Raw genomic sequence first — 13,981 nt, 5'->3', positions numbered from 1 at the left:
GGTTCCCGGTAGGGCGGGGCGCGGTAGGCGGTGCCGGCGGGGCGATCCCATCGGCCGTCGTGGTGGCTCCGACGGCCGAGGCTTCGCTTGGAGGCGAGCCGCGCTCAGGCTTCCGCGTCCCTCGGCCGGTGGGCGGGCTTGCGGAGGGCGGCCACCATGGTGTGGTGATCCGTTTTCTGCTGAACCTGCTGTGGCTCGTCTTCGGCGGCGGCTTCGTCCTGGCCCTGGGCTACGGCGTGGCCGCCCTGATCTGCTTCGTGCTGGTCGTCACCATTCCGTTCGGCGTCGCCTCGCTGCGGCTGGCCTCGTACGCGCTCTGGCCGTTCGGCCGCACCCTCGTGCCGAAGCCGGCGCCGGTGTCGCCTCCGGTCTGGCGAACGTGCTCTGGGTGGTGCTGGCCGGCTGGTGGCTCGCCCTGTCGCACATCCTCGCCGGGGTGGCGCTCTGCGTGACCATCATCGGCATCCCGTTCGGCGTGGCCAACTTCAAGCTGGTGCCGGCCGCACTGTGGCCGCTCGGCCAGGAGGTCGTCGAGACCCCCTGAGGCGGCTCTCGCCGGGCTGGGCCACGAGCGAGCCACACCCAGCCGGGGCCAGGCCAGCGCAACGCCCATGCCTCCGGCCCGCCGCGTGGCGTCCCGCGCGTGTCGCAGCCAGCGGAACATGAAGAGGTGACGCGGTATGCCCCACAGGCATAATTATGCCTGTGGGGTATACCGCCAACTGGGCGGCACACGTTCCCGCTACGGTCACCTTCAGTAACCGAACTGCCTTCTCCCCACCAGGGGTGGCCCAGTCCAGAGTCGGGTGACAACGCCCACACCCCTTTGGGCATCCTAGGAGGATGGTGTGGTGGCGGGACGGGAATCGGGTCCACGGTCGTCCACCGGTGACTACGGTCGGTGGTGTGGGGGGTCGGGACGCGGTGGTCGAGGCGCTCAAAGCGGATCCGGCGATGTCGGGCCTGCGCCGGTCGCTGGAGGTCTACCACGGTGACCGGGCCCGCGAGGAGGCCATGGACGCGTTCTACGCTCCCCTGGTCCACGCCGGTGACCTGGTCTTCGACGTCGGCGCGCACGTGGGCGACCGGCTGGGCAGCTTCCGCCGGCTCGGTGCCCGGGTGGTGGCCGTGGAGCCGCAGCCGCTCTGCGTGCGGGCGCTGCGGGCGCTGCACGCCGGGGACGGCGCGGTGACGGTGATCGAGGCGGCCTGCGCGCCGGCCACCGCCCCGGTGCGGCTGCACGTCAACTCCGCCAATCCCACGGTCTCCACCGTCTCCCCCGGGTTCGTGCGGGCCGCCCGGGGCGCCGCCGGCTGGGCGGACGAGACCTGGGACGGCGAGATCGAGGTGGCCGGCACCACGCTGGACGCGCTCGTCGCCGCGTTCGGCGTGCCGGCGTTCGTGAAGATCGACGTGGAGGGCTTCGAGGACGCCGTGCTGGCCGGGTTGAGCCGTCCGGTGCCGACGCTGTCGTTCGAGTTCACCACCATCGCCCGCGGCCTGGCCGAGCGCTGCCTGGGCCGGCTCGCCGCGCTCGGCTTCACGGGCTTNCGACTGGCGGCCGCCCGCCGAGGTGGCGGCGTACCTGCGCGCGCTGCCGCACGAGGCGAACTCCGGCGACGTGTACGCACGCGCCTGACACGGCCGTCCTCAACGGCCGACTTCGGCCGCATTGACGCTGCTCACCACCTTGATCGACACACCTGCCGTCCGGGCACTTTTTTCAGGTTTCAAACTTAGGCATGGTTTGTTACCTGGCCGTTATTGACGTGACCGGCGCCACTTGGGTTGACTGCCACGGAACCGCTTCCGCAACCGGTTCCGAAACATCCCTCTCATCCCTGCGACCCGGGAGCGTCACGTGCCGATCACCATCGCCGACGTCGCCACCCGCGCCGGGGTGAGCAAGACGACGGTCTCCCGGGTGCTCAACGGCAAGGGCGAGGTGCACATCCGCACCGCCGACCGGGTGCGCGCGGTGATCAGCGACCTCGGGTACGTGCCGAGCGCCCGCGCGGTCGGCCTGGCCCGTGGGCGTACCCGGGTGGTCGGCATGCTGGTGCCGGCGCTGACCTGGCCGTGGATGGGCGAGGTGTTGCAGGGCGCGGCCGACGCGGTCGAGGCCGAGGGGTACGGGATGCTGCTGTTCACCTGCACCCACGGCGACGAGTCGATGCGGCGGTTCGCCTCCCAGGTGTCCGCCAAGTCCTTCGACGGTCTGCTCGTGGTCGAGCCCGAGGGGACCCTGGACTACATCACCGGCCTGCACCGGCGCGGCCTGCCGGTCATCCTCATCGACGACCGGGGCCACCAGCCCGGCTTCCCGTCGGTGCGGACCACCAACGAGGCGGGTGCCCGCGCCGCCGCGCGGCACCTGCTGGCGCTCGGGCGCCGGCGACCGCTGGTCATCACCGGCCTGCGCCGGTTCGGCTGCACCCGGGAACGGCTCGCCGGCTTCGCCGAGAGCTACGCCGACGCGGGCGCGCCGATCGAGCCGGGGCGGGTGGTGGAGGGCGACTTCACCTTCGAGTGCGGGCGCGCGGCGGTGCGGCGCCTGCTCGCCGACGGCGTGGCGTTCGACGCCGTGTTCGCCCACAACGACCTCTCCGCGGCCGGCGCGTTGCAGGCGCTGCGCGACGCCGGCCGGCGCGTGCCGCAGGACGTGGCGGTGGTCGGCTTCGACGACCTGCCGCTGGCCGGGCACACCCACCCACCGTTGAGTTCGGTGCACCAGCCGCTGCGGGAGATGGGCACGGCGGCGGCCCGGCTGCTCATCGCCCACCTCACCGGCACGCCGCTGCCGGACACCCCGACCGTCATCCCGACCGGCTTCGCCGCCCGCGCCTCGACCGGCGTCACCTGACCACCACCCCGCCGCACCCCGGCGACCACACCGGCGGGCACCACGTCCGCCGGTGGCACCACCGCACACCCTCCATCCACCCATCCCGCCCGAGAGAACGCGGGACCACCGAGGGAGACCCTCCATGAGAAGAAGGCAACTCCTCGCCGTCGCGCTGGCCGGCGCGATGGTCGCCACCGTCGCCGCGTGCGGCGACAGCCCGAATGCGAACAAGAAGAGCAGCCAGGCCGCGACCGTGTTGAACGTCGGCATGCCCAACGGGCCGCAGGCGGAGAACAACAACCCGTTCCTCACCACCTCGGCCGCGGCGTCGCTGGGCTACCGGTGGCAGATCTACGAGCCGCTGATGATGTGGAACCCGGTCAAGCCGGCCGAGCCGTTCAAGCCGTGGCTGGCCACCAAGGCCGAGTGGTCCGCGGACTACAAGTCGGTCAAGGTGACCATCCGCGACAACGCCACCTGGTCGGACGGGCAGAAGCTCACGGCCGAGGACGTCGCCTTCACCTACAACCTGGTGAAGAAGTTCCCCGCGCTCAACGACCAGGGCGTGCCGTACACGGACGCGACCGCGAGCGGCAACGACGTCACGATCACGATGTCCAGCCCGCAGTTCGTCAACCAGCAGAAGGTGCTGTGGCGGGTGCCGATCGTGCCCAAGCACCTCTGGGAGAAGATCGCCGACCCGACCACCGACGCGGTGAAGCAGCCGGTCGGCAGCGGCCCGTACACGCTGAAGTCGTTCACCCCGGCCACCACCACGCTGACCGTGCGTGACAGCGGTTACTGGCAGGACGCGCCGAAGGTGAAGGAGCTGCGCTTCACCTCGTACACCGACAACAGCGCGCAGACCACGGCGCTGGCCAACGGCGAGTCGGAGTGGAGCTTCGTCTTCATCCCCAACTACCAGGCCGTGTTCGTGGCCAAGGACCAGAAGAACCACAAGGTGTGGGCGCCGCCGGTGCTGGGCATCCACGGCCTCTACCTGAACACCACGAAGAAGCCGTTCGACGACCCGACGCTGCGCAAGGCGATGAACATGGTCGTCGACCGCAAGGACATCTTCACCACCGCGTCGGCCGGCTACTTCCACCCCGAGGTCAAGAGCGTGACCGGCCTGCCCAGCCCGGCCGCCGACTCGTTCATCGCGGCCGAGTACAAGGGCCAGGACCACAAGGTCGACGTCGAGGGCGCCAAGGCGCTGCTCACCGGCGCCGGCTACAAGCTCGACGGCACCACGCTCAAGGACAAGACCGGCAAGCCGGTCACGATCAAGCTCACCGACCCGGCCGGCTGGTCCGACTACCAGACCAGCCTGGAGATCGTGAAGGGCAACCTGGCGAAGATCGGCATCGCCGCGACCGTCGACAAGGCCAACCAGGACGCCTGGTTCCGCAACGTGGAGCAGGGCAACTTCGAGGCCACCTTCCGGTGGACCGAGAGCGGCGCGACGCCGTACGACATCTACCGCACGGTCATGGACGGTCGGGTGCTCAAGCCGATCGGCACCGCCTCGCCCGCCGGTAACTTCGGCCGCTTCAACGACAAGGCGGCGACCGACGCCCTGGTCTCGTACGCCACCGCGACCGACGAGGCCGCCCGCACCGCCGCGCTCGGCACGCTCCAGAAGATCTTCGTCGAGCAGATGCCGATGATCCCGGTCGGCGCGGACAACATCGGTGGCGCGTACAGCACGAAGAACTGGACCGGCTGGCCGGACGACTCGAACCCGTACGGCGCGCTCCAGCCCACCCAGCCCAACGCGCTGGACGTGGTGCTGCACCTCANGCCCCGGCCGGTCGACTCCGGCCGGGGCGGCGGCACCCGCCCCTCACCCCGGCAGAACCCCAGACAGGAATTCGGCATGACGACGACCGAGAGCGCCCCGGCGCCGGCCGACGAGGTGGTGCTGGAGGCCGTCGGCCTGACCAAGCACTTCCCCGTCCGCCGGCGGCTGCGTGATCTCCTCTCCCGGACCTCGACGGTGGTGCACGCCGTCGACGACGTCTCCATCGCGCTGCGCCGCGGCCGGGTCACCGCGCTGGTCGGCGAGTCCGGCTCCGGCAAGTCCACGGTGGCCCGGCTGCTGGCCCAGCTCTACCCGCGTACCGGCGGCGACATCCGGCTGCACGGCACGTCGACCCGGGTCCGCAGCGGCCGCCGGTTCCGGGCGTACGTGCGCCGGGTGCAGTTGATCCTCCAGGACCCGTTCGCCTCGCTGAACCCGGTGCACACGGTCCGCTACCACCTCACCCGGTCGCTGCGCATCCACGGCAACGCCGGCACCGGCGACGACGGCCTGGAGAAGGCCCTCGCGGACCTGCTCACCCGGGTCAGCCTCACCCCGCCGGAGCGCTACCTCGACGCGTTCCCGCACGAACTCTCCGGCGGCCAGCGCCAACGCGTCGCGATCGCCCGGGCGCTCGGCGCCGACCCGGAGGTGCTGCTCGCCGACGAGCCGGTGTCGATGCTGGACGTGTCGATCCGCCTCGGCGTGCTCAACCTGCTCCAGGATCTCAAGGACCGGCTGAACCTGGCAATCCTCTACATCACCCACGACATCGCCTCGGCCCGCTACTTCGCCGACGAGACGATCGTCATGTACGCGGGACGGATGGTCGAGGGCGGGGACAGCGAGACGGTCACCCAGCGGCCGGCCCACCCGTACACCCGGTTGTTGATCGACTCGGCGCCGGACCCGGAGCGCATCACCGGCGCGGGCGCCGACGGCGCCGCGGTGACCGAACGCGGCCAGGGGGAACCGCCAAGCCTGATCCACCCGCCGGCCGGCTGCCGGTTCCACCCGCGCTGCCCGCAGGCCATGCCGCGGTGCACCACCGACCTGCCGCCACCGATCCCGGTCGACGACCGGCCCGGCCACTGGGCCGCGTGTTGGCTGTTCGATCCGGCCACCGTCGCGGCCGCCGAGGCCGCGCCCGACACCGCGCGGGAGGCGGCCCGATGAGGTTCCTGCTGCAACGGGTGGCCTTCTACCTGTTCACCGCCTGGGCGGCGATCACGCTCAACTTCTTCATCCCGCGGATCGTGCCGGGTGACCCGGTGCAGTCGCTGATCTCCCGCAACCAGGGCCGGATCAGCGCCGACGCGGTCGCGTCGCTGCGGGTGCTGTTCGGGTTGGACTCCGACCGCAGCCTGTGGGAGCAGTACGTCGACTACTGGGGCCAGCTCCTGCACGGCGACCTGGGGTTGTCGTTCACGTTCTTCCCGGCCCCGGTGTCGCAGGTGATCGGCGACAGCCTGCCGTGGACGGTCGGCCTGGTCGGCGTCACCACGATCGTCAGCTTCCTGCTCGGCACCGCGCTCGGCGTGGGCGCCGGCTGGCGGCGCGGCTCGTGGATCGACGGGCTGCTGCCCGCCACCACGTTCCTCTCCTCGATCCCCTACTTCTGGCTGGGCCTGGTCGCGATCGCGCTGTTCGCCGGCCCGGGCAGCTTCTTCCCCTCCTCGGGCGGCTACGAGCCGGGGCTGGTGCCGGCGTTCGACGCGTACTTCATCCCGAGCGCCCTGCAGCACAGCATCCTGCCCGCGGCGACGATCCTGGTGTCGTCGATGAGCGGCTGGATCCTCAGCATGCGCAACATGATGGTCACCGTCTCCAGCGAGGACTACATCACCGTCGCGCACGCCAAGGGGCTCTCCGAGCGCCGGGTGGCGCTCAGCTACGCCGCCCGCAACGCGCTGCTGCCCAACGTCTCCGGCTTCGCGTTGTCGCTGGGCTTCATCGTCGGCGGCACGCTGCTGGTGGAGATCGTCTTCTCCTACCCGGGCCTGGGATTCCAACTCTTCCAGGCCGTCGGCAGCAAGGACTACCCGCTCATGCAGGGCATCTTCCTCATCATCACGATCTCGGTGCTGGTGGCGAACCTGCTCGCCGACGTCGCGTACCTGCTCCTCGACCCGCGGACCCGAAAGAGCTGAGCGATGACACTTTCCCCGTCCAGCATCGAGCAGGTCATCCCCGGCCAGGGCGCGATGGCGCAGCCATCGGCCCGGGCCCGGCGACGCCGGTTCCGCTTCGTCGCCAACGCCAAGGCCGCCACCGGCCTGGTCGTCCTCGGCGTGTACGCGCTCCTGGCGGTCATCGGGCCGTGGATCGCGCCGTACGACCCGGACGCGCGCAGCGCCGACGTGCTCCAGGCGCCCTCGGCCCGGCACCTGTTCGGCACCACCCACCTGGGGCAGGACATCTTCAGCCAGATCCTGGTCGGTGCGCGCAGCGTGATGGTGGTGGGCCTGATCGCCGGCGTGCTGGCCACGGTCCTGTCCATCCTGATCGGCGTGACCGCCGGCTATCTCGGCGGCGCGGCCGACGAGAGCCTGTCGGCGGTGTCCAACGTGTTCCTGGTGATCCCCGCGCTGCCGCTGATTATCATCGTGGCGTCGCTGGTCGACCAGGCCGGTGAGCTACTGGTCGCGTTGATCATCGGCCTCACCTCGTGGGCGTGGGGCGCCCGGGTGCTGCGCGCCCAGACGTTGTCGCTGCGCCGCCGCGACTACGTCGAGGCCGCGCGGGCCACCGGGGAACGGACCTGGCGGATCATCGGCTTCGAGGTCCTGCCCAACCTGACCGCGATCATCGCCTCCGGCTTCGTCGGCACCGTGATCTTCGCGGTCATGTCGGAGATCACCCTGGCCTTCATCGGGATCTCCTCGGTCTCGTCGTGGAACTGGGGCACCATCCTGTTCTGGGCGCAGGGCCAGCAGGCCCTCGCGCAGGGCGCCTGGTGGTGGTTCGTCCCGGCCGGGCTGGCCATCGCGCTGCTCGGCACCGCACTCGCCCTGATCAACTTCGGCATCGACGAGTTCGTCAGCCCCCGCCTGCGCACCAGCGGCCAGGGCCGGATCCGCACCGCGGACGGCCGCACCGTCCGGATGCGGGTCGGGTTCACCCCGGTGCTGGCCCCGAAGGCGGCCCCCGTGCCGATGCGGCGGGCGGCGGAGAACACCCGAGAGGACGTCAACCCATGAGCGACCAGGTCCTGGAGATCCGTGGGCTGTGCGTCGACTACGGGGTCGGCGCGGACGCGGTGCACGCGGTCCGCGACGTCGACCTGACGCTGCACCGCGGCGAGGTGCTCGGCCTGGCCGGGGAGAGCGGCAGCGGCAAGTCCACCCTGGCGTACGGGCTGACCCGGCTGCTGCCCCCGCCCGGCGTGGTCAGCGGCGGCCAGGTCATCTACCACCCGGCCGACGGCCCGCCGGTGGACGTGCTGACGCTCAGCCCGGCCCGGTTGCGCGAGTTCCGCTGGGCGGAGACGTCGATCGTGTTCCAGGGCGCGATGAACTCGCTCAACCCGGTGCACAAGGTCTCCACCCAGCTCCTCGACGTGATCAAGGCGCACGAGCCGAAGGGCAGCGCGGCGAGCCGGCTGGCCCGCGCCCGGGACCTGCTGCGCCTGGTCGGCATCGCCGCCGACCGGCTGGACAGCTATCCGCACCAGCTCTCCGGCGGCATGCGGCAACGCGTCATGATCGCCATGGCGCTGGCGCTGGAGCCGCAACTGGTCATCATGGACGAGCCGACCACCGCGCTGGACGTGGTGATGCAGCGGCAGATCCTCGGGCAGCTCGCCGAGCTGCGCGAACGCCTCGGCTTCGCGGTCCTGTTCATCACCCACGACCTGTCGCTGCTGGTGGAGTTCTCCGACCGGATCGCGATCATGTACGGCGGCCGGATCGTCGAGGAGGCGCCCGCCGACCGGCTGTACCGGGATCCGCTGCACCCGTACACCGAGGGGTTGCTGAACTCTTTCCCGGCGTTGCACGGGCCGCGCCGTGAGCTGACCGGCATCCCCGGCTCCCCGCCGGACCTGCGCGCCATGCCGGCCGGCTGCGCGTTCCACCCGCGCTGCCCGAAGGCGTTCGAGCCGTGCGACGAGCGGGTGCCGGTGCTGGGACCGCCCGGCGTGGACGACCCGACGCGGGCCGTCGCCTGCTGGTTGCACCCGGCCGTCGCGCCCCTGCCCCGCTGACCCGCCCGACCCACCCGCTACCGCGAGGAGAACCATGGACACCGACCTCAGCCGTCCCAGCGCCGGTCAGGCCGACCCGATCGACACCCTGCCGCCGACCTTCCGCTGGGGGGTGGCGACGTCGTCGTACCAGATCGAGGGCGCGGTGGCCGCCGACGGCCGCACCGCGTCGATCTGGGACACCTTCTGCCGGGTCCCCGGCGCGGTGGCCAACGGCGACCACGGCGACGTGGCCTGCGACCACTACCACCGGATGCCGCAGGACGTCGCGCTCATCGCCGACCTGGGGCTGGACACCTACCGGTTCTCGGTGGCGTGGCCGCGGGTGCAGCCGGGCGGGCGCGGCCCGGCCAACGCGGCCGGGCTGGCCTTCTACGACCGGCTGGTGGACGAGCTGCTCGGCCGCGGCGTCGACCCGTGGGTGACGCTCTACCACTGGGACCTGCCGCAGGAGCTGGAGGACGCGGGCGGCTGGCCGAACCGGGACACCGCGTACCGCTTCGCCGACTACGCCGAGCTGGTCTTCGCCGCGCTCGGCGACCGGGTGCGCACCTGGACCACGCTGAACGAGCCGTGGTGCTCGGCGATGCTCGGGTACGCCTACGGCGACCACGCCCCGGGCCGGCGGAACCTGGGCGACGGCATCGCCGCCGCGCACCACCTGCTGCTCGGGCACGGGCTGGCCACCCAGCGGCTGCGGGCGGCGGCGACGGCGCCGATCGAGCTGGGCCTGACGGTGAACCTGTCGACCGCCGACCCGGCGACCGACAGCGCGGCGGACCGGGACGCGGCGCGGGCGGCGGACGGGCTGGGCAACCGGCTCTACCTGGACCCGGTGCTGCGCGGCTCGTACCCGCAGGACGTGATCGACGACCTGGCCGCGGAGGGCGTGGAGATCCCGGTGCAGGACGGCGACCTGGAGGTCATCGCCACCCCGATCGACGTGCTGGGGGTCAACTACTACTTCGGGCAGCTGCACTCCGGCGTGGACGAGCAGGGCCGGGAACGCGACGACGACGGCAAGCCGGTGCGTCGGGTGGTCCGCCGGGACCTGCCGCGCACCGCGATGGACTGGGAGATCGTGCCGGAGTCCTTCACCGACCTGCTGGTCCGGCTGCACCGCGACTACCCGGGCGTGCCCATGGTGATCACCGAGAACGGTGCGGCGTTCGACGACGAGCCGGACGCGGAGGGGTTCGTGGCCGACGACGACCGGGTCGCCTACCTGACCGAGCACCTGCGGGCGGTGGCCCGGGCCCGCGAGGCGGGCGCGGACGTGCGCGGCTACTTCGCCTGGTCGCTGCTGGACAACTTCGAGTGGGCGTACGGCTACGACAAGCGGTTCGGCATCGTCCGGGTGGACTACGACACCCAGCGTCGCACGCCGAAGCGCAGCGCCCTGTGGTACCGCGACACCGTGCGGCGGGCGCGCGGGCAGCGCTGACCGGACCGGCCGGGGACGGCCGCGCGGGGGTTCTCCCGGGCGGCCGTCCCGACGCGTCCCCACCCCGGTCCGACCGCTTTTTTCACGCCTTGACATAAGCCGGGGGGCGGGGTTTCCTCATCCGCGGATGTCGATCCAGTGGAAGGAGCATCCGTGTCCACCACCACCGTTCCCCGCCTCGCCGGCCGCGTCGCCCTGACGCTCTGCCTCACCGCCGGCGTCGCCGCCTACGCCGCACCGGCCCAGGCCGCCGGCGAGACCGTCAACGTCTGGCTCACCACCACCTCCGACGCCGGCGGCCGGACCGTCACCCGGGGGTTGCAGCAGCAGAGCGCAGTGGCCTTCGCCGCCACCAGCCCCGGCGCCACGCACACCATCACCGTCGACGAGAACACCCGCTACCAGCCGTTCGAGGGCGCCGGCGCGTCCATCACCGACACCACCGCGTACCTGCTGCGCGGCGGGCCGGTCAGCGCCGCCACCCGGGACACGGTGATGCGCAAGCTGTTCAGCCCCACCGACGGCATCGGGCTGTCCTTCCTGCGCAACCCGATCGGCGCGTCCGACCTGTCCCGCCCCGGCAACGTGTCGCTCGACGACACCTGCTGCGATTTGAACGACTTCGGCGCGAACGGCTACGACACCAATGTCGAGCTGCTCACCGCGCAGGCCCGCCAGCTCAACCCGTCGCTGCGGGTGATGGTGGTGCCGTGGAGCGCGCCCGGCTGGATGAAGGACAACGGCCGGATGGACCAGATGGGCTGGCTGAAGTGGGAGCACTACGGCACCTACGCGCAGTACCTGGTCAAGACCATCCAGGCGTACGCGGCCCGCGGCGTGCGGGTCGACTACCTGTCGGTGCAGAACGAGCCGAACTGCTGCCAGTCCGGCAACCCCACCGCGATGGACTACCCGGGGATGAGCTGGAACTCCTCCGGCCTGGCGGAGCTGACGAAGAACTTCGTCTACCCGGCGCTGCGGGCCGCCGGCCTGGACACCAAGGTGCTGGTGCACGACTGGAACTACGGCGACTACGCCACCCTGGGCTCCGGGGTGCTGGGCGACGCGGGGGTCCGCAACGACCCGCTGTTCGGCGGCATCGCCTGGCACGGCTACTTCGGTGACCCGGCGGTCGGCAGCCAGGTGCGCGCCCAGTATCCGGCGGTGCCGCAGTTCAGCACCGAGCACTCCGGCGGCACCTGGATCACCAACCAGCACAACGAGGACATGACCGACATCGTCACGTACGCGCGCAACTGGAGCCGCAGCGTGGTGAAGTGGAGCCTCGCGCTCAACCAGAACATGGGCCCGCACAACGGCGGCTGCGGCACCTGCACCGGCCTGATCACCGTGCAGGAGGGCGGCGCCCGGGCCGGCCAGGTCGACTACACGATCGAGTACTACACCACCGGGCACCTGACCAAGTTCGTCCGCCCCGGCGCGACCCGGATCGACTCCACCGCCAACGGCACCGTGCAGAACGTGGCCTACCGCAACACCGACGGCACCAAGGCGCTGCTCGCGCACAACGGCGGCACGTCGGCCCAGTCGGTACGGGTGGTGTGGGGCGGGCAGTCCTTCACCTACACGCTGCCGGCGCGCACCACCGCCACGTTCACCTGGTCCGGCACCCCGTCCGGCGGCGGCACCGCGCCGACCGGCCCGGTCACCGGCATCGGCGGCAAGTGCCTGGACGTCACCGACAACGCCACCGCCGACGGCACCCCGGCGCAGATCTGGAGCTGCACCGGCGGGACGAACCAGCGGTGGACCCGGGCCGCCGACGGCACGCTGCGGGCGCTCGGCAAGTGCCTGGACGCGGCCAACGGCGGCACCGCCGACGGCACCAAGGTGCAGCTGTGGACCTGCAACGGCAGCGCCGCGCAGCAGTGGACCTGGACGGCCGGGCGGGACCTGGTGAACCCGCAGGCGAACAAGTGCCTCGACGTCACCGGCAACACCTCCGCCGACGGGGCGAAGACGCAGCTCTGGAGTTGCACCGGCGGCGCCAACCAGAAGTGGACGCTGCCGTCCTGACCTGATCGGCCGGGCCGGCGAGGACGCCGGCCCGGCCGATCCCGGCAATGTCGGCCCGGCCGGTCCCGGCAGCCTCGGGCCGGCCGGTCAGCGGTGCCGGGGCCGCCGCGCCGGGGCCGGGCGGGCCGCCGGTTGGCGGGGCACGCCGCCGTCGCGCAGCAGCCGGGCCATCGGCAGGGTGGCCGCGCCCATCGCGACCGCGTCCGGTCCGAGCCGGCACAGCTCGATCGAGGTCTGGGCGTACGGCTGGCGCAGCGCGTGCCGCGCGGTGGCCTCGCGGATCGCCGGCAGGTGCCGCTCGCCCAGGGCCAGCCCGGCCCAGCCGCCGAGCACCACCCGTTCCGGGTTGAACAGGTTGACCAGGTTCGCCACCCCGGCGCCCAGGTAGCCGATCGTCTCGTCGATCACCTGCTCGGCGGTGCGGCCGGTGGCGCGCAGCAGCTCGCCGAACGCGGTCTCCTCGTCCCCGCCGGCCGCCGGGTGGCCCCGGTTGGCCTGCCGGAACCGGTCGAGCACCCCCTCCGCCCCGACGTACGCCTCGAGGCAGCCGAGGTTGCCGCAGCGGCAGCGCCGGCCCCCGTACACGATGGTCGTGTGCCCCCACTCGCCGGCGCTGCTGTGCGCGCCGCGGTAGCCGGAGCCGTCGGCGACCACGCAGGCGCCCACGCCGGAGCCGACCAGGGCGACCACCGCGTGCCGGACGCCCCGGCCGGCGCCGAACCACATCTCGGCCTGGCCGAGCGTCTTCGCGCCGTTGTCGACGTGCACCGGGACGTCGGTGCCGGCGCGCAGCATCGCGCCGAGCGGCACGCCGTCCCAGCCGAGGGTCTGCGCGTGCACCACGGCGTCGGCGGTGCGCTCGACCGTGCCGGAGACGGCGACGCCGAAGCCGAGCACCGCGGCCGGGTCGACGCCGGCCTGCTCGGTCACCGCGGACAGGCCGTGCAGCAGGTGGTCGGCGACCTGCCGCGGGTCGGGCTCGGCGGCCGCGATCGGATACTCGGCCTTCGCCAGCGCGGTCATGGTCAGGTCGAAGAGCTCGACCTGCACCCGGGTCTCGCCGACGTCGGCGCCGACCAGGTAGCCGTAGCCGGGGGCGACGCGCAGCAGCACCCGGGGCCGGCCGCCGTCGGACTCCACCGAGCCGGCCTCCTCGACCAGCCCCTCGGCGATCATCTCGCCGACCAGGTTGCTCACGCTGGCCAGGCTCAGCGCGGTGGACTGACCCAGCTCGTGCCGGCTGAGCGGGCCGTCCAACCAGATCCGGGTGAGCAGGACCGACCGGTTGGCCCGGCGCATGTCGCGCACCGTGGTGCGTCTGGCGTCCACGTCCGCCGCCGTCCTTCCCCCGGCCGCCGTCGGCGACCTGCTTTCACGTCATGAACCAAGTGGTGACAGAGTACTGCTCATTTACATTTAACAAAGTTAACTGATAATCTCCGGCGCATCGACGAGGAGGTATGTCATGCGACTCGGACGCGGAATGACCGCGCTGCTCGGTGGCGTCGCGTTGCTCGCCACCACCGTGGCCCTGCCGGCCACGAGCTGGTCCGCCACGCCGGCCGGCAGCGCGAGCGCGCTGGTGGCGTGCAACGCGCCGGCATGGGCGGAGGGCGTCACCTGGACCGCCGGCAGCCGGGCCAGCTA

General features: G+C 72.1%; 8 protein-coding genes and 4 pseudogenes. 11 read left to right on the top strand and 1 reads right to left on the bottom strand.

The genetic code is table 11. From position 1 onward, the window contains the following. Positions 1-164: 164 nt before the first annotated feature. The 10 genes and pseudogenes from B1205_RS01690 (at position 165) to B1205_RS01645 (ending at position 12,334) form a co-directional block, all read left to right on the top strand. Positions 165-544, top strand: a pseudogene (locus B1205_RS01690) (YccF domain-containing protein). Positions 545-954: 410 nt separating this feature from the next. Then, positions 955-1,639 (top strand): annotated as a pseudogene (locus B1205_RS01685) (FkbM family methyltransferase). A gap of 222 nt (positions 1,640-1,861) precedes the next feature. Next, a complete protein-coding gene (locus B1205_RS01680; protein WP_089154002.1) occupies positions 1,862-2,863 on the top strand; it encodes a LacI family DNA-binding transcriptional regulator in 1,002 nt (333 codons plus the stop codon). A 124-nt stretch (positions 2,864-2,987) separates the two neighbouring features. Continuing rightward, positions 2,988-4,652: pseudogene (locus B1205_RS01675) on the top strand (ABC transporter substrate-binding protein); the annotation flags it as partial. A 72-nt stretch (positions 4,653-4,724) separates the two neighbouring features. Further along, a complete protein-coding gene (locus tag B1205_RS01670; protein ID WP_089154348.1) occupies positions 4,725-5,825 on the top strand; it encodes an ABC transporter ATP-binding protein in 1,101 nt (366 codons plus the stop codon). Beyond that, positions 5,822-6,799: an ABC transporter permease gene (locus B1205_RS01665; protein WP_089154001.1), complete on the top strand. Its 978-nt coding sequence runs from the start codon at positions 5,822-5,824 to the stop codon at positions 6,797-6,799. Before B1205_RS01670 ends, B1205_RS01665 begins: the two co-directional genes overlap by 4 nt. 3 nt (positions 6,800-6,802) lie before the next feature. Further along, positions 6,803-7,849 carry an ABC transporter permease gene (locus tag B1205_RS01660; RefSeq protein WP_089154000.1) on the top strand — a complete coding sequence of 349 codons (1,047 nt, stop codon included), beginning with the start codon at positions 6,803-6,805 and terminating at the stop codon, positions 7,847-7,849. Beyond that, positions 7,846-8,853, top strand: a complete 1,008-nt coding sequence (locus B1205_RS01655) for an ABC transporter ATP-binding protein (protein ID WP_089153999.1) — start codon at positions 7,846-7,848, stop codon at positions 8,851-8,853. Before B1205_RS01660 ends, B1205_RS01655 begins: the two co-directional genes overlap by 4 nt. Before the next feature lie 34 nt (positions 8,854-8,887). Next, positions 8,888-10,297 (top strand): GH1 family beta-glucosidase, encoded by a 1,410-nt coding sequence (locus B1205_RS01650; protein ID WP_089153998.1) that lies wholly within the window; start codon positions 8,888-8,890, stop codon positions 10,295-10,297. A gap of 153 nt (positions 10,298-10,450) precedes the next feature. Then, positions 10,451-12,334 carry a ricin-type beta-trefoil lectin domain protein gene (locus tag B1205_RS01645; protein ID WP_176308393.1) on the top strand — a complete coding sequence of 628 codons (1,884 nt, stop codon included), beginning with the start codon at positions 10,451-10,453 and terminating at the stop codon, positions 12,332-12,334. An 87-nt stretch (positions 12,335-12,421) separates the two neighbouring features. On the opposite strand, the gene B1205_RS01640 is transcribed toward B1205_RS01645, so the two are convergent. Continuing rightward, entirely contained in the window at positions 12,422-13,663 is a 1,242-nt protein-coding gene (locus tag B1205_RS01640) for an ROK family transcriptional regulator (RefSeq protein WP_089153996.1), read from the bottom strand. 136 nt (positions 13,664-13,799) lie between these two features. Between B1205_RS01640 and B1205_RS30680 the strand changes: the two are divergent. Beyond that, positions 13,800-13,981: pseudogene (locus B1205_RS30680) on the top strand (glycoside hydrolase family 18); the annotation flags it as partial.

Source organism: Micromonospora sp. NBS 11-29 (genome assembly GCF_002140155.1).
Taxonomy (GTDB): domain Bacteria; phylum Actinomycetota; class Actinomycetes; order Mycobacteriales; family Micromonosporaceae; genus Micromonospora.
This window is presented reverse-complemented; position numbering and strand designations above follow the sequence as displayed.

What these genes read in the sequence shown, in the direction of transcription:
- B1205_RS01665 (WP_089154001.1), top strand. Translation starts at nt 5,822, where the DNA reads ATGAGGTTCCTGCTGCAACGGGTGGCCTTCTACCTGTTCACCGCCTGG.
- B1205_RS01670 (WP_089154348.1), top strand. Translation starts at nt 4,725, where the DNA reads ATGACGACGACCGAGAGCGCCCCGGCGCCGGCCGACGAGGTGGTGCTG.
- B1205_RS01660 (WP_089154000.1), top strand. Translation starts at nt 6,803, where the DNA reads ATGACACTTTCCCCGTCCAGCATCGAGCAGGTCATCCCCGGCCAGGGC.
- B1205_RS01650 (WP_089153998.1), top strand. Translation starts at nt 8,888, where the DNA reads ATGGACACCGACCTCAGCCGTCCCAGCGCCGGTCAGGCCGACCCGATC.
- B1205_RS01655 (WP_089153999.1), top strand. Translation starts at nt 7,846, where the DNA reads ATGAGCGACCAGGTCCTGGAGATCCGTGGGCTGTGCGTCGACTACGGG.